Source organism: Streptomyces lomondensis (assembly GCF_014651035.1).
Lineage (GTDB): Bacteria > Actinomycetota > Actinomycetes > Streptomycetales > Streptomycetaceae > Streptomyces > Streptomyces lomondensis.
This window is the reverse complement of record NZ_BMWC01000009.1, coordinates 356,833-375,014: the sequence shown is the minus strand read 5'-3', so window position 1 is coordinate 375,014 and position 18,182 is coordinate 356,833. Positions and strand designations below refer to the sequence as shown.

Sequence of the window (18,182 nt, the reverse complement as noted above, 5' to 3'; positions counted from 1 at the left end):
CACCGGCACTGAACAGCACCGTCACTTCCCTGCGACCTGATCCAAACGACAGGCCCTAGCCCTCACCGCCGTGGCATACGATCCCCCGATCATGCCCGACTACGTTCACGGCACCAGCGCCTACTCGGCCGACGAGCTGGTCTCGCTCGTCAGCCACCGCCTCGGGCTGGTCTTCACCGAGCGCGACAGCTTCTTCCTCGGCGTTCACCACGTCGCCGACATGCCCGGCGGGCGGATCACCGTCCAGCCCAACGCGATCCCCGGTGACGACGGCGAGGACGACCTCTACGCCGAGGAACACCCGGCGGACTGGGTGTTGCTGCTCACCACCACCTCGGTCGGGGACCCGGCGCTGCCGGCCCGTCTGGACTCCATCGAAGGGCTCGTCCGGACGGACAACCCGCGGTAGAGCCCGGGAGGTCAGCTGCTCGCGGTCGCTTTCCCCGCCCGCTCTCGGCGGGGCTTGCGCGCGTGGACCGCCCTGCTCAGGCGGCGGCCGAGGAGGAGGTAACCGATCAGCGCCCCCGCCGTGTTGAGGATGACGTCGTCGATGTCGAAGGCGCGGCCGGTGACCAGCGCGCCCTGGGCGAACTCCACCAGGAGCATCACCACGGCCGTCAGGAGCAGGACGCGCAGGAGGCCGCGGGTGCGGGGGGCGACGACGGGGACGAGGATGCCGAAGGGGACGCCCAGCAGGATGTTGCCGCCGATCTGCCGGACGGCGTCCCGCAGTTCCGGCTGGTCGAGATAGGCCTTGAGGGAGCTGCCCGGCCGCAGGTTGCTGTGGGTCAGCGCCTCCGAGGCGGGCGAGGGCTGGAGGGTCAGCTTCGCCAGCACCACGGCGAACGCGACCATGAACGCGAAGGCGCACAGCATCGCCAGCAGCCGAACGGGCAGCGGAAGCGGGCGTCGCTCGCTCCCGGGCGCGCCCGCCCGGGGACGTGAGGCTGCACCGGCCATTGGTCCTCCAGTCTTCAACTTCCCTGAGTAGTAAGCCGGTTACCCACGGGCGGCCCGACGATGCCGCCACCGGCCGTTCCAAGCCACGGTTTCCCGCCGCTCGGCCGGGGGCGGCGGCCCTGTCCGGCATCCTCGGGAGTCGATCAGCTCCCGTACGAGACCCGCACCTCCTTGAAGCCCAGGGAGCGCAGCAGGCCTTCGAGCATGCCGGTGGTGTTCGACTCGGCGCGGGCGGTCAGCTCGCTCTCCTTCGCCGCGTCGCCGATGTGCCGTACCGCGAGCTTCTGCACGGCCTGTTCGCCGTTGGGGTTGTCCGAGAAGAGGTCGCCGAGGCGGTCGAAGAGGCCGCGCTGCTTGGAGACGGCGTAGGAGCGGTCGGGGTCGAGGGCCGGCTTGCCCAGTTGCGCGTGGGGCAGCCGGAGCGTGGCGGACGTGCGGTCGCCGTTGACCTGCACGTCGTTCTCGCCGACCTTGCCGAGGTCGACGTAGGCGTCGACGGTGCCCGCGCCGACGTACAGGGTGCGGGTGCCGCGGATCGCGTCGGGCAGGAACCGGGCGTCCTTCTCCAGGTCCACGACGACCTGGAAGTTGCCGGAGGCGGCGTCGTAACGGCTGATGTCCTGGATGGACTTCAGCAGCGCGGGGCCGGACCGGTCGTGGGTGTCGGTGCCGAACAGGTCCTTCAGGCCCGGGACCACGCTCAGCCGGATCCCGGCGAAGAACACCACGAGCACCAGCACGAGCGCGGCCACCACCTTCGCCCAGCCGGGCATGCGCCTGGGGAGGCGCTTGACGGGAGTCGTCATGCGACGGCCCTCCTTCCTACTGACCGGATGCCCGCCACGCCCCCTGCCAGACCGCGGAGTTGAAGATTCGACCAGTCCGGCTGAAGCATGCGGGGCGCACACCCGGCCCCTCAGGGACGGGACGTCGCCTCCGGCTGCTCCAGCGCCGCGTCGAGCGTCGGCTGCGGCGGCAGCAGCCGGGACAGGCCGGTGATCCGCAGCACGCGCAGCGTCAGCGGGTGGGCGCAGACGAGGAGCACATACCCCTGCCGGTCGAGCACCCGGCTCCGGGCCCGGTACAGCAGCCGCAGGCCCGAGCAGTCGAAGAACTCGATCCGGCTGAGGTCGATCACGAGCCGGGCGGCGGGGCGGTTCGTCTCCCGGTCCAGGTGCGGGGCGATCTCCGTGGCCGCGGCGAGGTCGATCTCGCCGCGGAACTCCAGCACCGTGTGCCCCCTTTCCTGGCGGACGCGCAGATGCCGGGTGAGCGGTGCAGGTTCCTGCCGCACGACGAGATCGCCTCCAGCCTGCTCCGTGCGTGGGGGAGGGGCCACGGTCCTCAACACCGTTCCCCGCCCTGCAAGTTACCCCCGAACGAATGAATTTGAGCATGTTCGATTGACATATGTCTCTGAATTGCGGCCGAGTTGGCCGAGGTTCACGCCGGGGCGTGCGCGGGCGTGATCCCGGTGTGATCCCGGGTGTGATCCCGGGCGGGTGTTCCCGGCTACGACAGGGCGTGCCAGGCCTTGGTGAGCGCCTGGCGGAACTGCTCGGTCTGGTGTGCCGTGAGGTCGCGCACCATCCGCTCCTCCAGCTCCCTGACGGGCCCGGCGTGCCGCGCGAGCAGCTCGCGGCCGGTGTCGGTGAGCAGGATCAGCAGCTCACGGCGGTTGCGGGGATTGCGCTCCCGGCGCACCAGGCCGCGGCCCTCCAGGGAGCGGACGAGATCGGCGATCGACTGCGCGGTGACGAAGGAGTCGCGCGCCAGCTGGGCCGCCGACAGCCCGTCGTGCCGCTCCAGCACGGTCAGCGCGGTGTACTGGAGTGCGGTGATCCCGGAGGGTCTGACCAGCTCGTCCAGGTGCGAGCGCACCACGAGCTCCACCTGCTTGACCATGTAGAGCAGGGAGGGGGGTGCCTTGGTCGCCTGTGTGTCGAGCATGGATGCAGGCTAGAGCATTGACAGGAAACCTGTCTGTAAAGAGACTGCGCACAAACAGGAATCCTGTTTGTTGAAAACTTGGCGACGACGCTGAGGAGTGGCGATGACCACCTTCGAGAGGGAACCCGGACAGTTGTTCGTCGGGGGGCAGTGGCGCGAGGCCGCCGACGGGGCGCGTACCGAGGTGGTCGACCCGTCCCGGGGCACGGTCGTCACCACCGTCGCGGAGGCGGGCCCCGCCGACGTCGACGCGGCCGTACGCGCCGCCCGCGAGGCCTACGACGACGGCGCCTGGTCCGGTCTGAGCGGCCGCGAGCGCGGCCGGGTGCTGCACCGCGTCGCCCAGCTGATCCGCGAGAACGCCGACGAACTCGCCGCACTGGAGAGCCTCGACGTCGGCAAGCCGATCACCCTGTGCGGCGCGGTCGACGTGACGAACGCGGCCAACGACTACGAGTACTACGCGAACCTCGCCCAGAGCCAGGACGGCGCCCTGCGCGACACCCCCATGAACGCCCTGGCCTACACCAAGCGCGAGCCGCTCGGCGTGGTCGCCGCGATCACCCCCTTCAACTTCCCGCTGATCCTCGCCGGTTCCAAGATCGGCCCGGCGCTCGCGGCCGGCAACACGGTCGTCCACAAGCCCGCCGACGAGACCCCGCTCAGCGCCCTCTACATGGCCCGGCTGCTCCAGGAGGCGGGCGTACCGGACGGCGTGGTCAACGTCGTGACCGGCACCGGACCGGTGGCCGGCGAGGCGCTGCTGCGCCACCGCGGTGTCGACAAGGTCGCCTTCACCGGCTCCACCGCGATCGGCCGCCATGTGGCGAGCGTCGCGGGCGAGGCGCTCAAGCCCGTCACCATGGAACTCGGCGGGAACGCCGCCCACATCGTCTTCGAGGACGCCGACCTGGAGAAGGCGGTCGGCTCCGTCATCAAGGGCTTCGTCTTCAACACCGGCCAGTTCTGCATGGGCGGCCCGCGCCTGCTGGTGGCCCGTTCGGTGTACCCCACGCTGCTCGGCATCCTCGCCGAGGCCGTGCCCGGCGTGCCGGTCGGCGACCCGCGCGACCCGAACACCGTCATCGGCCCGATGGCGGCCGAGAAGCACCTGAAGAAGGTCGAGGAGTACGTCGCCCTGGCCCGCAAGGAGGGCGCCCGGATCGTCTGCGGCGGAGAGCGGCTCGACCTGGACGGCGGCTACTACTACCGGCCCACCGTCATCGCCGACCTGTCGAACGACTCCCGGGTGATCCAGGAGGAGATCTTCGGCCCGGTCCTCACCGTGCAGCCCTTCGACGACGAGGACGAGGCCGTCGCCCTCGCCAACTCCACGCCGTACGGCCTGGCCTCGGGCGTGCAGACCACCAACCTCGCCCGCGCCCACCGCGTCGCCGACCGGCTCCAGGCCGGCATCGTCTGGATCAACGACTGGGCGATGCTCGACCCCGCGGTGCCCTTCGGCGGCGTCAAGGACTCCGGCTACGGCCGCGAGTACGGCCCCGAGGCCCTCGCCGGTTACACCAAGGTCAAGTCCGTCGTCGTCTCGCTCGACTGAGCACCGTCAAGGAGTCATCGCGATGCCCACCACCACCCGTGCCGCGGTCGTCGAGACCGGCGGCGCGCCCTTCACCCTCTCCGACGTCGTCCTCGACGAGCCCGGCCCCCACGAGGCGCTGGTCCGCATGGTCGCCACCGGCCTGTGCCACACCGACCTCGGCGTGGCGAGCGGCGGGCTGCCCTTCCCGCTGCCCGGGGTCCTGGGCCATGAGGGCGCGGGCGTCGTCGAGGCCGTCGGCTCCGCCGTCAGCGGCGTCGCGCCCGGCGATCACGTCCTGCTCTCCTTCACCTCCTGCGGCGACTGCCGCAACTGCCGCGGCGGCCACCCCGCCTACTGCGCGACCTGGCTGCCGCTGAACCTGCTCGGCGGCAGCCGGGCCGACGGTTCGGCGACGATCAGCCGGGGCGGCGAGGCCCTGGGCGGCCACTTCTTCGGCCAGTCCTCCTTCGCCGAGCGGGCCCTGGCCGACGAGCGCAGCCTCGTCAAGGTCGACCCGGACGTGCCGCTGGAGTCCATCGCCCCGCTGGGCTGCGGTGTGCAGACGGGCGTCGGTGCCGTCTGGAACGTCCTGAAGCCGGACACCGGCAGCACGGTCGTCGTCCTGGGCGCCGGAGCGGTCGGACTGTCGGCCGTGATGGCGGCGGCGCTCACCCCCGCCACCCGGATCGTCGCCGTCGACCGCGTCGCCGAACGCCTGTCGCTCGCCCGCGAGCTGGGCGCCACGCACACCGTCGACACGAGCACGGCGGAACTGGCCGAGGCGCTCGCCGGCATCACGGACGGCCAGGGCGCGGACGGTGTCGTGGAGACCACCGGCAACGTCGGCGTCCTGCGCCAGGGCGTCGACGCACTCGCCGCCCGCGGCACCCTGGTCGTCGTCGGCGCCCCGCCCTTCGGCACGGAGGTCGCCCTGGACGTCAACGGCCTGCTCGGCGGCAAGCGGATCGTCGGCCTCACCCTCGGCGACAGCGAGACCCAGACCATGATCCCGGCCCTGGTTCGCCTGGTGAAGGACGGCCGCCTCCCGCTGCACCGCCTGATCGGCACGTATCCCTTCGGGGACATCGACCGGGCGGTCCAGGACATGAGGTCGGGCAAAACGATCAAGCCGGTGCTGACGTTCTGAGCGCGCCGGGCGAGCAGCCGCAGCCGACCCACCTGCCCGGTATCCCGCGCCGGGGCTCTCCCCGCGACCGGGCCGAACGGTCAAGCCGGTCCTGACGTTCGGACCGCGTCGGGCGTGCGTCCCCGGCACTGGGTCGGGTGAGCGGCCTCAGCCGTGGCTGGTTCGTCCGGTAGGCCGTGTCGGGGCTTTTCCCGCGACTGGGCTGGACCGGTCAAGCTGGTGCTGACGTTGTGAGCGCGTCGGGCGTGTGTCCCCGGCACCGAGTTGGGCGAGCGGCCTCAACCGCGGCCCGCCCGCCCGGATGCCGCACGTGGCTCTCCCCGCGAACGGGCAGGGCACCGGCCCCGCCCGGCGCCTCTTCCCGCTCGGCGGCCGACGGAGCCGGGGCGTGCATGCCATGCGCCCAGCCGGGCCCGGCCACGCCAGTGGCGGTCCGGCGTGGTCGGTCGGCCGCCCGGCCGGTCCGGTCCGGATCAAGGCCCGGGGCGTGTCGGCCGGACGAGGCTGCAGGAGTCACTCAGTCGTTCACCAGCACCAGCTTGCCCGTCGTCCGGCCGGTCTCCCCCTGGGCGTGTGCTTCGGCGGCGGCGGACAGTGGGAAGGTCCCGGCGATCGTGGCGCGCAGCTTGCCCGTTCCGGCCAGTTTCGCGATCGTCTCCATCCCGCTGCGGTCGGCGTCGACCAGCATCCGGACCGCCCGGACACCGAGCCGCTCGGCCTCCTCGTAGAAGTCGTCCGAGCCCACCGGCAGGATCGACACCACGACACCGCCCGGGCGCAGTACGCGCAGCGAGCGCAGGGCGGTCTCGCCCCCGATCGTGTCCAGCACGACGTCGACGTCCTTCACGACCTCGGCGAAGTCCGTCTCGCGGTAGTCCACCGCCTCGTCGACCCCGATCCCGCGCAGGAACTCGTGCTTGCCCGCGCTTGCCGTGCCGATCACGTACGCGCCGCGCTCCTTGGCGATCTGCACCGCCGCGTGCCCGACCCCGCCGGCCGCGGCGTGGACCAGCACCCGCTGCCCGGACCGCAGGCCGGCGTGCTCGGTCAGCGCCTGCCACGCGGTGAGCGAGACCAGCGGGAGCGCGCCTGCCTGGACGTGGTCGATACCGTCCGGCTTGTGCGTGAGGGCGCGGACCGGAGCCGTGACGTACTCGGCGTGCGAGCCGTGCCCGAACGGATACGGCAGCATGCCGAAGACCTCGTCGCCCGGCGCGAACGCCGCCACGCCGACGCCGACCGCCTCCACCACGCCGGAGACGTCCCAGCCCAGGACGAAGGGCGGCCGGCCCAGGAAGTGTCCGGTGGCGCGGTGCTTCCAGTCGGTCGGATTGACCCCGGCGGCCCGCACCCGGACCAGCACCTCGTTCGGCCGCGGTACCGGGCGCTCGACCTCCACTTCCTTCAGGACCTCGGGACCACCGAGGACGTCCTGGCTGATGGCTCGCATGGTGTGCTGTGTGCTCATGGTCATCCAGCGTGCCGGTCCGTCGGTCCGCGCGCCAATGGCAGGATTGCCACTCTTCGATAGGATCGGGCCACCCGCTGACCCGGGCCCGGCCCGGTGCCGCCCAACTGGCCGGGCAGCAAAGCCATTTGTCGACGTGTGGCTTTCTGTCGGAGCGTGACGGAACCCTCACGTCCGGCAGGAGCCGAGGTTGATCCTTTCGGGTTCAAACCCGATAAGGTTCCGATCGGCGCTGCGAGTTGACGCGATCGTGTCCGGTCGACTCGCGGTGCGTACTCATGAGTGCGGTTCACACCCCCTGTTCGATCGTGTTGCTTCTAAGGATGCAGATGGAACTCGCCACTCCGCCACCGGCGGCGCGGGCCCCTGTCGCCTGGTACAGCTGGTGGTTGATGCCGCTGGGCTTGGGAGGCGGGACGGTTGCCGCCACGTTCATCAGCTCGGAGCGAATAACCGCGGCCGTCGCCGGTGTCGCGGCGACGGCGGCCAGCGCCGTGTGCGTACGCTTGCTGCTGCGCACCCGGGCACAGCTGCACCGCGCGGAGGGCTCCTTCCGCACCACGCAGGCCGAGCACAACCAGCAGTGGCAGCAGCATGTGGCGGGCCTGGAACGGAAGTTCTCCGCCGAGCGCGCCACCCTGGAGTCCCAGCTCACCGAGCAGAACGCGGCCTACGAGCAGCGCCTCGCGGAACAGAGCTCCACGTACGAGTCGCAGCTCGCCGACCAGTCCCGGGCCTACGAGGAACGGCTGACCGAGCAGGCCAGGTCCTACGAGGCCCAGCTCGCCGACCAGGCCGAGATCTGGCAGGAGCAGCTCTCCCACCAGCTCGCCGCGGTCGCCCGGCTCGCCGACGAGCAGCTGCCCGACGCGATGGAGAAGCTCCGCTCCGGCGAGGCCATCGACGACATCCTGCCGACCGTCAACCAGTGCGCCAAGGTCAGCGCCGACCTCCAGGCCGAGCTGCGCAAGCTGCTGCGCACCGCCCTGATCGGCCTGGAGGCGGAGTTCGACCGCTCCACCTCCGCCGAGCAGGCCGTCATCAGCATCGGCAACCGCATCCACGTCCTGACCAGCAAGCTGCGCGGCCGGCTGCACGAGATGCAGGGCGAGCATGGCAGGCTGCCGGCCGTCGCCCGCGGCCTGATGGAGCTCGACCAGGAGATCGGCCCCGCCGACTGTCTCGCCGCCAGCATCGGCGTGCTCGGCGGTTCGGACCGGCCCGGCCGGCAGTGGCAGGAGCCGCAGCGGCTGCTGAGCGTGGTGCGCGGCGGCATCGGCCGGATCAAGGACTTCCACCGCATCCAGGTGCGCCACCTGCCCGAACTCGGCGTCGACGGCGGCCTCGTGGACCACCTCACGCTGATCTTCGCCCACCTCCTGGACAACGCGGCCCGCTACTCGCCGCCCACCGAACCGGTGCTCATCTCCGGCAAGGAGGTCCCCAACGGCGTCGGCATCGAGATCCAGGACTCCGGCAAGGGCCTCAGCGAGGAGAAGAAGCGCGAGGCCGAGCACGCCCTCGCGGGCACCGCGCCCGGCGCGGGCCTCGGCGGCATCACCGAGGACGCCAGCATCGGCCTGCGCGTCGTCGGCGCCCTCGCCCGGCGCTACGGCATCCGCGTCACCTTCGCGGACTCGCCGTGGCTCGGCACCTCCGTGGTGGTCGTGGTCCCGCACAAGTACTTCAGCCCGCTGCCCACGGCCGCGACCGCCCAGACCACGGCAGCCCCGGCCGCCCCCGCCCCGGAGGTCCGCACCGCCGCGGCCGCTCCGGCCCGCGAGACGGACACCGCACCCGCACCGGCCGCGCCGGCCGAGGCCGCGGAGACCACGCCCGGCGGACTGCCCCGGCGCCGCAGCAAGCGGAACGAGGCGGACGGGCCCGGGCAGGCCGAGCGGACCGACCGGAGCACGGTCGCCGCGGTCCCGCCCGACGCCTCCTTCTCCGGTCTCGCCGCCTTCGCCACCGCCGGACGTGACGCCGCGGAGGCCTCGAAGGCGGCCGACGACCGCGACACCCCCGCCGGACGCGAGTCCACCGAGCAACGCATCGAAGAGAGCGACTAGTCCTCATGACGCAACAAGGAACAGATGTGAGCTGGGCGCTCCGCGATCTCGTCGAGAGCATCCAGGAGATCCGTTTCGCCCTCGTGGCCTCCAGCGACGGCAAGGCCATCACCTCCTACGGCGCAGAAGACCCCGACGACGTCGACCGCTTCGCCGCCGTGGTGGCCGGCCTCCAGGCCCTGGCCCAGCCGGTCGCCGAGCAGTTCCCCAAGTACGCCGGGCAGTTGCGGCTCGCGATGATCGAAGTGGACGGCGGGCACCTCTTCGTCGTCCGCGCCGGTGTGGAGACGTATCTCGGCGTCCTGGCCAGGGAAGGCCTCGACCAGGGCCTGCTCGGCCACCAGATGCGGGACCTGGCCCGCAGGATGGGTGAGCTCCTCGGCACCACTCCGCGCCTGGAGGAGCACTCTGGATGAGTGCTCCCCGCAGGCCGTCGGACCCGTCCGGTCTCGAGCGCTACTACGTCCTCACCGGAGGGCGCAGCGGACCGGGCGGTTCGGCGTCGAGCCTCGACGTGGCGACCCTGGTCATCGCCCGCGCCGCCCCGTTACCGGGCATGCAGCACGAGCACGAGGAGATCCTGCGCCGCTGCCGCGACCCGCTGTCGGTCGCCGAACTCGGCGCTCACCTCGGGCTGCCCTTCAACATTCTCGCAGTGCTGCTGTCGGACCTGCTGGACGCAGGTCGCGTCGAAGCCCGTGACCCCATCCCGGCACACGACGCCGGCCGCGGGCCCGACCTCGCGCTCCTTGAGGAGGTACTCAGTGGACTTGAAAGGCTTTGACCAACCCGGAGGGCGGGCGGCCGGGGAGACCCGCTCGGTGAAGGTGATGATCGCCGGCGGGTTCGGCACCGGGAAGACCACCATGGTCCGGTCGGTCAGCGACATCAAGCCGCTCACCACCGAGGAGACCCTCACCCAGGCCAGCGTCGACGTCGACCATCTGATCGGCGTCGCCGACAAGACGCAGACCACCGTCAGCCTGGACTTCGGCAAGATCGGCATCAGCGAGAGCCTGGTGCTGTACCTGTTCGGCACGCCCGGCCAGGAGCGGTTCTGGTTCCTGTGGAACGGGCTGTTCAAGGGGGCGCTCGGCGCGATCGTCCTGGTGGACACGCGCCGCCTGGAGTCCAGCTTCCGGGCGATCGAGGAGATGGAGCGGCAGGACGTCCCGTTCGTCGTCGCGCTGAACGTCTTCCCCGACTCCCAGAACTACCCGGCGGAGGAGATCAGGGACGCGCTGGACATCCCCGCACACACACCGGTCGTGGCCTTCGACGCCCGCGACCGGGCCTCCAGCCGGGACGTCCTCGTCGCCCTGATCCACCATCTGAAGGAACGCTCGGCCGTGGCCCTGGAGCCCCGATGAACGATTCGACCGACAACGCCCTCCAGGCCGGGCGGGGCTGCCCCGTCGCCCACCACGGGGCCGATCTCACCCGGCTGTACGGACCGGAGGCCGCGACCGACCCGGTCGGCATCTACGAGCGGCTGCGCAAGGAGCACGGCTCGGTCGCGCCGGTCCTGCTGGAGGGCGACGTGCCCGCCTGGCTGGTCCTCGGCTACCGCGACAACCGGCGGGTGCTCGACAACCCCCGCCAGTTCAGCCGGGACGCGCGGATCTGGCGGGACTGGCGGGAGGGCCGGATCGAGGAGACCTCGCCGATCATGCCGATGGTCGGCTGGCGCCCCGACTGTGTGTCCCAGGACGGCGAACCGCACCGCAGGCTGCGCGGCGCCGTCACCGACGGGCTGCAGGCGGCGGCCGCCCGGGGCATCCGCCGGCACGTCACGCGCTTCGCGAACAAGCAGATCGACGCGTTCGCCGACGCCGGGCGCGCCGACCTCGTGGCCGACTACGCCGAGCAACTGCCGATGCTCGTGCTCACCAGGATGCTGGGCCTTCCCGCGGCGGACGGGCTACGCCTGATCGAGTCGTGCGCCCAGGTCTTCAAGGGCGGTGAGGGCGCCCTCGAGCACAACGACCGGATCATGCAGATCCTCGCGGAACTCGCCGAGCGCAAGCGGGCCGAGCCGGGCTCCGACTTCGCCACGGCCCTGCTGGAGCACCCGGCCGGCCTCGACCACGACGAGGTCGTCAGCCATCTGCGCCTGGTGCTGATCGCCGCGCACACCACCACCAGCAACCTGCTGGCCCGGGTCCTGCAACGGGTCCTCACCGACGCCGCCCGGCTGTCCGGTCTGGTCAGCGGGGAGCTGAACATCTCCTCAGTGGTGGAAGAGGTCATGTGGGACATCCCGCCGCTGTCCGTGCTGCCGGGCCGGTTCGCAACCGCCGACCTGGAGCTCGGAGGCCATCACGTCCAGGAGGGAGAACTGCTCATCCTGGGCCTGGCCGCCGGCAACCTCGACCCGGAGGTACGGCCCGACTCGGCCGTCGCCGTGCAGGGCAACCAGTCGCACCTGGCGTTCAGCTCCGGACCGCACGAGTGCCCGGGGCAGAACATCGGCCAGTCCATCATCGAGATCGGCGTGGACGTCCTGCTGCACCGGCTGCCGGACCTGCGCCTGGCCGTACCGCCGGAAGAACTGACCTCGACCGCCTCCACGTGGGAGTCCCGGCTGGACAGCCTGCCGGTCGAGTTCGCCGTCTAGGGCCTGTCGTTTGGATCAGGTCGCAGGGAAGTGACGGTGCTGTTCAGTGCCGGTGAGCGGGGTCATGGGGGTACCTCCCTGCTCGAGCGCAGCCGAGAGCTTGGGGGAGCGTGCAGCTGCAAGGCGGAGGAGGGAGTCGACGCGGAGCGTCGGGGACCGACGACAACGCGGCAGATGCGCGTGCCAGACCCCGCGTCTGCGGCGTGATCCAAACGACAGGCCCTAGGTCACGCCGGCAGACCGTTGCCCGGCCGGCTTCCGGCCGGGCAAAGCCGTGCGTGTCAGCCGTCGAGCCAGTCGCCTGCGACGCCCGTGGGACGGTATCCCGTGGCGTTCCAGAGGAAATGCGGGTGGGCACAGCCGAACATGTAGGCGAGCAGTGCGGTGTCTTCCCTCCCGGTCTGAGGGTCGTGCAGGGTGTGGAACCTCGCGGATCCGACTACGCCGGCGTCTTGTTGGACATGACGGGCGCGGTCCGGCGATGGTGCGGCGCTGGATGCCTCCACGGCGGCGATGTAGGTGCGGCGCAAGATCTCCCATGTGCTGTCCGTGTTGCCGTACCACGGGCCGTGCAGTGCTTCGAAGGCATGGAGCTCGGCGTCGAAGAGGGGCCATGTCTCGGGGTATTGGGCCCGGCAGCGTGCCGACAGCTCGGCGGCCCGGGGGCTCAGTGCCGGTGCGGTGGGCCGCGGGGCGATGGTGAGGGTGGTGCCGTGGGTGAGGATGCCGGTGCAGGGGTTGGGCTGCAGGTCGCAGAGCGGGCAGTCCTCGGCCGGGGGGAGGCCCTGGGTGATGCCGTCGAACCACAGGGCGTGGCGGCCCGTGAGCCCCATCCAGACGACGGTGGTGGTCATCAGCCAGGTGTTCCACATCGGGCTGTGCGCCTCGGGCATGCAGCCGTACTTGACGATGGCTATCGCGCAGGCGGCGTAGAGCGCCTTGGTGTGGGTGGGCATGTCGGCGAGCCAGAAGTTGCTGATCTCGCCGGTGAGGGCGTCGGCTCGTACGTCGGCCATGTCGTCGATGGCGCGGCACAGCAGCAGGGAGGCGAGGTTCTCCTCCTGCCAGAGTTCGGTGTCGGGGGCGACGTGCCAGAACAGGCAGTCCAGCATCTGCAGGATCGAGTAGGTGCTCTGGTTGAGGGGGTTGCTCTGGGGGAGCATGACGTTGCCCGCGTCGTGCTGCTGGAGCCAGTACTCGTCGACGGATCGTTTATGCGCTGCGAAGAGTCCGGAGACCAGGGCCCGTGCGCTGTTGGTGCTGAAGTTCTCGGCCAGGCGGCCTTCGACGTGCTGGGTGAGGCGTGTTGTGTCGATGGTGTCGATCACGCGTTTGTATTCGTGGAAGACGAGTATGTCGTCCTCGAAGCGATGGCGGTGGCCGAGGTCTCGTTCGAGGTCGTTCATCTGCCGGGTCCAGGACCATCCACCGGTCAGGACGCTGTCGAGTTCCCGGCGGTGTGGCCAGGTCTTGACGGCGAGGGGACGACCGGCGCTCTGCCGCCAACGGTAGTCGTCCAGCGTGCGTGCGGGGGGCGTGGGCAGCCGACGGCACAGAGGGCAGGCGCAGACGGTTGTCTGCTCCTCCTCGCGCGGCGGGGTGAGTGCCCGGCTCCTCCAGGCTCCTTCCAGCATCGTGCAGGTCAGTCTGCAGACCTCGATGTCGGTGCCGACTTGGGGGAAGGCTGCTTCGATCATGCGCAGGCTGGTGTCGAGGTGCCTCAACCTGGCGTAGCCCTCCTCGTCGGGCGGGAGGAACGCGGGCCGCGCCAGATGGAGGGCTCCCTCCACATGCAGCGTGGTGCTGGAGTGGGGGGAGCCGAATGCGTTCAGCCGCTGCTGAGCGGCGTTCTGGGCCCTTCGGTACTGCTCCGTGCTCCCCTTGATGTGTTTCACCAGGAGGCGGGCCAGGGTGTTCCCCGCCTCCGTGGGCTGCAGCTGGGCGCTTGGCTGCGCCGGGAGCGAGCTGTCGGCGGACGCCTTCGGAACAGCACCTGCGACTCGAGATTTCACACCGGTCTCCCAATGAGCTTTGGTCCTGGCAACGGAATCGATCGACCGTGGTCGTTGACCGGCCGAGTCCGGGAATGTTCTGTACTTTCTGCGACGGCCTCGCCGGACAGCCGGACTTCCGCCTCAGCTGTGTTGATCAGGAAGCACTCGCGGCCCGTCAGGCGTAGCGCGACCACTGGATCCGAGATGCGCTGCTTCGCCCGAGGCGTGTGGGGAGCTGGCAGGGGTGTCGAAGGGCAGGTCGAACCGGACGTCCTGAGGCATGCGTTTCCTTTCGGGAGACGGAACGCGGAGTCCCCCCACCCCTGCGAGCGGACGGCGCCGGGGCCGCCCGCACACTCGAACTGGGCTTCGCAGTCCGAAAGTTGAACCGAGAAGCGGTACGAGACTGCCCAGGGCGTGAATAAGCCATTCCGTGACCCTGCCGTGATCTCCGTTACTGTCCGAACCGCATGAGCTGCGTATACTCCCTCGTCCCTCACCGGCACCGGCTCGTCCGGCGAGCCTCCGAAGCCTCGGAACGCCACACGGGTGGGAGTCCGTTCGACGACTCTCCATCGTCTGGAACACGACGTGGACGCCTGGGGCGCCACGGCCGACAGCGCGTCGGGGACGCCGTACCTCGCCCCGCTGTCCTTCCTGGACGTCGTCCTGGTCGACGGCGCCGTCGAGACGGTCCAGCCCGGCGAACTGGACGGCCGCGAACTCATGTGCGACGGACGGTGGTTGACGGCCGACTGAATCGGCCGGACGGGGATATCCGCAAGGTACAGGGCCGTGGGGCACGACCGTCCCGCGGCCGGGATCCTGCGGAGGAGACATGGCACTGGTGAAAGCGGGGGTCCTCGTGCTCGACTGTGCCGAGCCCGAGAAGCTCGCCGTGTTCTACAAGGAACTGCTGGAGGGGGAGGAGGCGGACGCGACGGCCAACCGGGTGGAGATCAGGAGCGCCGACGGTTTCCGGATCGCCCTGCGCCGGGACGTCAACGCGACCCCGCCCAGCTGGCCACGGCCCGAGAACTCCCTCCAGGCGCACCTGGAGTTCGTGGTCGACGACCTCGACGCGGTGGAACGCCGGGTCATCGGCCTAGGCGGCCGCCCCCTGGAGGCCAAGGAGGCCTCGGGCCCCCTGGAGGAGCGCGGCTACGCCGACCCGGCAGGCCACTCCTTCATCCTGCGCCGCACCGCGCCGACCGCACCCAAGCAGGGCTGAACCGGCCGCCTCAGTGGGCGAAGACGGGCTGGCCAGCGCCACATGGACGACCGTGCCGGCGAGGATGCTCAACAGGGCGTTGCGGCGCCACAGGTGCATGCCGACGGTGACGGTCAGGGCGGCCAGCGGCGCCACCGCGCGCGACTCGGTGACCGGCAGATCGCGCAGGCAGTAGACGGCCAGGATCACCATCACCCCGGCCGGCATGCGGGTGCTGAGGTACCGCACGGTGGCGCCGGCCCGCAGCGGGGCCAGGGCGGCGAAGGGCAGGGCGCGCAGGGACCAGGTGACGGCGGCGGTGACGAGGACCGCGAGAACGGCGTAGCCGGTGTCAGACATGAGCGGGCTTTCTGCCGGTGGCGAGGTGGCGGCGGTGGCGCTGCCGGCCCAGTACAGGTGCATGAAGAACTGCCACGGTGATGGAGAGCAGCGGCGCGGCGGCGGTGACCATGCCGATGAGCAGGAACTCGAACGAGCCGCCGTAGATCGGCCTCCTACGACGAGGTCATCGAGTTCCGGCGGATGTACGGACGCCCCGACTGCTTCCTGCGCGTCGCCGTCGCCGACCACGCCGCCTGCGAGGCCTTCCCCACCGGCAGACTCAGCGGCCTGCCCGCCGTCCTGCGTCTCGAGTCGCACCTCACCATGAAGACGATCAAGACGGACGGCTGAGCGCACAGGCCGGCCCCGCCCGGCACGCCGCCGGGCGGGGCCGCGCAGCTGTCAGTCCCGGCCGCCCTTCTCGCCGGCCGGCCAGGTGCCGGTCGAACGCTCGATGGCCTTGGCGCCCGCGCGGTCCACGGCGCTGCGCACCACGGCGAAGATGGCGCCCTGGACCGCGGCGGCCAGCAGGATCTCACCCCAGCTGCGGTCCCGGTCCAGCGCGTCGGGCGCGTCCTCCTCGTGCCGGATCGCCATCCACGTCTTGCGGAAGGCGAGCCCGGCCAGCCAGCCGCTCGACCAGCCCAGCACGAATCCCAGGGGCTGGTAGGCGAGGGGCAGTTTCTTCTTCTTGGCCACGTGGATCTCCTAGGTCGGTGAGAAGAGTGGATCGAGGTGGTCAGGGTGTGCTCGCGGCCGGGACCCGCTCCGCGGGGCGGACCGGTCCCGGCGGTGTGCCGTCACCGAACGGCCGGCCGCCCAGCTCCTCGCGGTGGTGCGGGGTCAGCCAGCCGGACAGGTCCGGCCCCAGGGGTACGACACGGGTCGGGTTGATGCCCGTGTGCACCTGGTAGTAGTGCCGCTTGATGTGGTCGAAGTCGACGGTGTCGCCGAACCCGGGCGTCTGGTACAGGTCGCGGGCGTACCCCCACAGCACGTGGTTCTCCGTCAGCTTCCAGCGGTTGCACTTGAAGTGGCCGTGGTAGACCGCGTCGAAGCGGACCAGCGTGGTGAACAGCCGGATGTCGGCCTCCGTGATCGTGTCGCCGACCAGGTACCGCTGCCGCTCCAGCCGCTCCGCGAGCAGTTCCAGCCGCCGGAACACGCCCGTGCAGGCGGCCTCGTACTCCGCCTGCTCGGTGGCGAACCCCGCCCGGTAGACGCCGTTGTTGACGTCCTCGTAGACGTCCGCCATCACCTCGTCGATCTCGTCGCGCAGCGCCTCCGGGTAGAGGTCGGGCGCTCCGTCCCGGTGCAGGGCCGTCCATTCGGTCGCGAGGTCGAGCGTGAGCTGCTGGTAGTCGTTGGTGACCAGTTTCCCGCTGGGCACGTCCACGATCGCCGGCACGCTGACACCGCCCGGATGGTCCGCTTCCCGGCGGTCGTACGCCTCACTCAGATAGCGGATGCCGAGGACCGGGTCGCGGCCGTCCTCGTCCAGCGTGAAACGCCAGCTGCGGTCGTCCTGGATCGGGTCGGCGACGGCCAGGGACAGCGCGTCCTCCAGCCCGAGCAGCCGCCGGGAGACCAGCGACCGGCTCGCCCACGGGCAGGCGCGGCTGACGACCAGCCGGTAGCGGCCGGCCGCCACCGGCCAGCCGTCCCGGCCGTCCGCCGTGATCCGGTCCGTGAAATGCGCCTTGGACCGCTTGAACGCCCTCCTTCCGTAGGCGCTGTTGCCGTCGTCGCCGTCGTCGCGGCTCATGGGGATGACCTCCTTGCCGTACGTGGGGCCTGCCTGTCGTGCGTGTGCCCTGGTGAACGCGTTCCCCGTTTTCCGCGGACGGCACGGTGTGAGCACCGCCGACCGGGGCAATCGGCGTGGGTGACTGAAGAAGGAACTGATCGGAGGACACGCGTCACCGTGCTGGTGGCGCTCGCGGCCAATCTGGTGATCGCGGCCGCCAAGGCCGTCGGCGGCCTGGCCGCCGGATCACCCGCCCTGCTGTCGGAGGCGGCCCATTCGGTGGCCGACAGCCTGAACGAGGTGTTCTTACTGGCGGCCCTGCGCCGCAGCCGTCGCCCCGCCGACCGGCGTCACCCTTTCGGCTACGGCAAGGAGCGGTTCTTCTGGTCGCTCCTCGCGGCCGTCGGGATCTTCGTGATGGGCGGCTGCTTCTCTTTCTTCCAGGGCGTCGAAGCCCTCACGGGCGGAGCGGAGGAGGGGCTCGGCGGCTATGTCGCCGGCCTGGTCGTGCTCGGCATCGCCCTCCTCGCGGAGGGCGGTTCCCTGCTGCGGGCCCTGTACCAGGTGCGCCGGCAGGGCGGTGGGCTCGGCGGGCTGCGGGACCCCGCCCTGCGGACGGTCGTCGCCGAGGACGGCACGGCGGTGCTCGGCGTCACGCTGGCCATGGCTGGCATGGCGCTGCACATGGTCACCGGGCAGGTGGTGTGGGAGGCCGCCGCCTCGCTCGCGATCGGCGCGCTGCTGGTGTACGTCGCCTACCGGCTGGGCCGCGACGCCCGCGACCAGCTGATCGGGGAGGCGGCCGATCCGGAGGCGAGCGGGCGGATCCGGTCACTGCTGCGGGCGCAGCCTGAGATCGACAGCGTGGAGGCGCTGTTCACGATGAAGACCGGCCTCGACTCGGTCCTGGTCGCCGCCCGGGTCGACCTGGTGCCGGGTCTGGACAGCGAGCGGGTCGAGGACGTCGCCGTCCGCATCAAGCGCTCCATCGCCAGGACGGTGCCCGAGGCCGGCCAGATCTTCCTCGACGTCACCGACCGCCTCGCGCGGGAGGCAGCGGAAAGCCCCGCCGCGACGGGGGAACGCGGCGGGGCCTGACCCACGCGTGCCCCGCCGGCGCCGGTTCATGCACACCGAC

At 71.1% G+C, this 18,182-nt stretch carries 20 protein-coding genes and 2 pseudogenes; 12 read left to right on the top strand and 10 right to left on the bottom strand.

What is annotated here, in order from left to right:
* Positions 1–91 precede the first annotated feature (91 nt).
* Entirely contained in the window at positions 92–409 is a 318-nt protein-coding gene (locus tag IE255_RS28635) for a hypothetical protein (RefSeq protein WP_190053260.1), read from the top strand.
* 11 nt (positions 410–420) lie between these two features.
* On the opposite strand, the gene IE255_RS28630 is transcribed toward IE255_RS28635, so the two are convergent.
* The 4 genes from IE255_RS28630 to IE255_RS28615 all read right to left on the bottom strand — a co-directional run bounded on the left by IE255_RS28630 (position 421) and on the right by IE255_RS28615 (position 2,910).
* Positions 421–960, bottom strand: coding sequence for a VanZ family protein (locus IE255_RS28630; RefSeq protein ID WP_190053259.1), 540 nt, complete (start codon positions 958–960; stop codon positions 421–423).
* Positions 961–1,103: 143 nt separating this feature from the next.
* Entirely contained in the window at positions 1,104–1,766 is a 663-nt protein-coding gene (locus IE255_RS28625; RefSeq protein ID WP_190053258.1) for a DUF4230 domain-containing protein, read from the bottom strand.
* A 110-nt stretch (positions 1,767–1,876) separates the two neighbouring features.
* Positions 1,877–2,254: an anti-sigma factor antagonist gene (locus tag IE255_RS28620; protein ID WP_190053257.1), complete on the bottom strand. Its 378-nt coding sequence runs from the start codon at positions 2,252–2,254 to the stop codon at positions 1,877–1,879.
* Between the two features lie 218 nt (positions 2,255–2,472).
* The gene (locus IE255_RS28615; RefSeq protein WP_190053256.1) at positions 2,473–2,910 is read right to left on the bottom strand and encodes a MarR family winged helix-turn-helix transcriptional regulator; all 438 of its coding nucleotides are present in this window, start codon (positions 2,908–2,910) and stop codon (positions 2,473–2,475) included.
* Between the two features lie 103 nt (positions 2,911–3,013).
* Between IE255_RS28615 and IE255_RS28610 the strand changes: the two genes are divergently transcribed.
* On the top strand, positions 3,014–4,468 hold the full coding sequence (locus tag IE255_RS28610) for an aldehyde dehydrogenase family protein (protein WP_190053255.1): 1,455 nt from the start codon (positions 3,014–3,016) through the stop codon (positions 4,466–4,468).
* Between the two features lie 22 nt (positions 4,469–4,490).
* Positions 4,491–5,597 (top strand): NAD(P)-dependent alcohol dehydrogenase, encoded by a 1,107-nt coding sequence (locus tag IE255_RS28605; protein ID WP_190053254.1) that lies wholly within the window; start codon positions 4,491–4,493, stop codon positions 5,595–5,597.
* Between the two features lie 517 nt (positions 5,598–6,114).
* On the opposite strand, the gene IE255_RS28600 is transcribed toward IE255_RS28605, so the two are convergent.
* Together IE255_RS28600 and IE255_RS39480 are read right to left on the bottom strand one after the other, a co-directional pair.
* Complete coding sequence (locus IE255_RS28600) at positions 6,115–7,065, bottom strand: NADP-dependent oxidoreductase (RefSeq protein ID WP_190053253.1); 951 nt, start codon at positions 7,063–7,065, stop codon at positions 6,115–6,117.
* Between the two features lie 289 nt (positions 7,066–7,354).
* Positions 7,355–7,585, bottom strand: coding sequence for a hypothetical protein (locus tag IE255_RS39480; RefSeq protein WP_229906637.1), 231 nt, complete (start codon positions 7,583–7,585; stop codon positions 7,355–7,357).
* Here IE255_RS39480 and IE255_RS28595 point away from each other — a divergent pair.
* From IE255_RS28595 to IE255_RS28575, 5 genes are read left to right on the top strand one after another with little or no spacing between them, the layout of a single operon-like run.
* Positions 7,500–9,134 (top strand): sensor histidine kinase, encoded by a 1,635-nt coding sequence (locus IE255_RS28595; RefSeq protein WP_229906635.1) that lies wholly within the window; start codon positions 7,500–7,502, stop codon positions 9,132–9,134. The genes IE255_RS39480 and IE255_RS28595 overlap by 86 nt on opposite strands.
* 5 nt (positions 9,135–9,139) lie before the next feature.
* Entirely contained in the window at positions 9,140–9,550 is a 411-nt protein-coding gene (locus IE255_RS28590) for a roadblock/LC7 domain-containing protein (protein WP_003994857.1), read from the top strand.
* Complete coding sequence (locus tag IE255_RS28585; protein WP_190053251.1) at positions 9,547–9,918, top strand: DUF742 domain-containing protein; 372 nt, start codon at positions 9,547–9,549, stop codon at positions 9,916–9,918. The genes IE255_RS28590 and IE255_RS28585 overlap by 4 nt, the downstream gene beginning before the upstream one ends.
* Positions 9,899–10,504: a GTP-binding protein gene (locus IE255_RS28580; protein WP_190053250.1), complete on the top strand. Its 606-nt coding sequence runs from the start codon at positions 9,899–9,901 to the stop codon at positions 10,502–10,504. Before IE255_RS28585 ends, IE255_RS28580 begins: the two co-directional genes overlap by 20 nt.
* The gene (locus IE255_RS28575) at positions 10,501–11,751 is read left to right on the top strand and encodes a cytochrome P450 (protein ID WP_190053249.1); all 1,251 of its coding nucleotides are present in this window, start codon (positions 10,501–10,503) and stop codon (positions 11,749–11,751) included. Before IE255_RS28580 ends, IE255_RS28575 begins: the two co-directional genes overlap by 4 nt.
* Positions 11,752–12,032: 281 nt before the next feature.
* On the opposite strand, the gene IE255_RS28570 is transcribed toward IE255_RS28575, so the two are convergent.
* Positions 12,033–13,646, bottom strand: a complete 1,614-nt coding sequence (locus tag IE255_RS28570) for a hypothetical protein (protein ID WP_229906629.1) — start codon at positions 13,644–13,646, stop codon at positions 12,033–12,035.
* Between the two features lie 690 nt (positions 13,647–14,336).
* Here IE255_RS28570 and IE255_RS28565 point away from each other — a divergent pair.
* Together IE255_RS28565 and IE255_RS28560 are read left to right on the top strand one after the other, a co-directional pair.
* Complete coding sequence (locus IE255_RS28565) at positions 14,337–14,504, top strand: hypothetical protein (RefSeq protein WP_372487572.1); 168 nt, start codon at positions 14,337–14,339, stop codon at positions 14,502–14,504.
* 79 nt (positions 14,505–14,583) lie between these two features.
* A complete protein-coding gene (locus IE255_RS28560) occupies positions 14,584–14,976 on the top strand; it encodes a VOC family protein (RefSeq protein WP_190053247.1) in 393 nt (130 codons plus the stop codon).
* Between the two features lie 93 nt (positions 14,977–15,069).
* On the opposite strand, the pseudogene IE255_RS28555 reads toward IE255_RS28560, so the two are convergent.
* Positions 15,070–15,315: pseudogene (locus IE255_RS28555) on the bottom strand (AzlD domain-containing protein); the annotation flags it as partial.
* A 150-nt stretch (positions 15,316–15,465) separates the two neighbouring features.
* Between IE255_RS28555 and IE255_RS28550 the strand changes: the two are divergent.
* A pseudogene (locus IE255_RS28550) lies at positions 15,466–15,648 on the top strand (Lrp/AsnC ligand binding domain-containing protein); the annotation flags it as partial.
* 51 nt (positions 15,649–15,699) lie between these two features.
* Here IE255_RS28550 and IE255_RS28545 read toward each other — a convergent pair.
* Positions 15,700–15,996, bottom strand: coding sequence for a DUF4235 domain-containing protein (locus IE255_RS28545; RefSeq protein ID WP_190053246.1), 297 nt, complete (start codon positions 15,994–15,996; stop codon positions 15,700–15,702).
* A 40-nt stretch (positions 15,997–16,036) separates the two neighbouring features.
* Entirely contained in the window at positions 16,037–17,062 is a 1,026-nt protein-coding gene (locus IE255_RS28540) for a glutathione S-transferase family protein (protein WP_190053245.1), read from the bottom strand.
* 159 nt (positions 17,063–17,221) lie between these two features.
* Here IE255_RS28540 and IE255_RS28535 point away from each other — a divergent pair, with 159 nt between their 5' ends.
* A complete protein-coding gene (locus IE255_RS28535) occupies positions 17,222–18,142 on the top strand; it encodes a cation diffusion facilitator family transporter (protein ID WP_190053244.1) in 921 nt (306 codons plus the stop codon).
* Positions 18,143–18,182 lie beyond the last annotated feature (40 nt).

Bases quoted from the DNA above. Each gene is read 5' to 3' on its own strand.
- IE255_RS28635 (WP_190053260.1), top strand. From the start codon at position 92: ATGCCCGACTACGTTCACGGCACCAGCGCCTACTCGGCCGACGAGCTG.
- IE255_RS28630 (WP_190053259.1), bottom strand. From the start codon at position 960: ATGGCCGGTGCAGCCTCACGTCCCCGGGCGGGCGCGCCCGGGAGCGAG.
- IE255_RS28625 (WP_190053258.1), bottom strand. From the start codon at position 1,766: ATGACGACTCCCGTCAAGCGCCTCCCCAGGCGCATGCCCGGCTGGGCG.
- IE255_RS28615 (WP_190053256.1), bottom strand. From the start codon at position 2,910: ATGCTCGACACACAGGCGACCAAGGCACCCCCCTCCCTGCTCTACATG.
- IE255_RS28610 (WP_190053255.1), top strand. From the start codon at position 3,014: ATGACCACCTTCGAGAGGGAACCCGGACAGTTGTTCGTCGGGGGGCAG.
- IE255_RS28605 (WP_190053254.1), top strand. From the start codon at position 4,491: ATGCCCACCACCACCCGTGCCGCGGTCGTCGAGACCGGCGGCGCGCCC.
- IE255_RS28600 (WP_190053253.1), bottom strand. From the start codon at position 7,065: ATGAGCACACAGCACACCATGCGAGCCATCAGCCAGGACGTCCTCGGT.
- IE255_RS28590 (WP_003994857.1), top strand. From the start codon at position 9,140: ATGACGCAACAAGGAACAGATGTGAGCTGGGCGCTCCGCGATCTCGTC.
- IE255_RS28585 (WP_190053251.1), top strand. From the start codon at position 9,547: ATGAGTGCTCCCCGCAGGCCGTCGGACCCGTCCGGTCTCGAGCGCTAC.
- IE255_RS28575 (WP_190053249.1), top strand. From the start codon at position 10,501: ATGAACGATTCGACCGACAACGCCCTCCAGGCCGGGCGGGGCTGCCCC.
- IE255_RS28560 (WP_190053247.1), top strand. From the start codon at position 14,584: ATGGCACTGGTGAAAGCGGGGGTCCTCGTGCTCGACTGTGCCGAGCCC.
- IE255_RS28540 (WP_190053245.1), bottom strand. From the start codon at position 17,062: ATGAGCCGCGACGACGGCGACGACGGCAACAGCGCCTACGGAAGGAGG.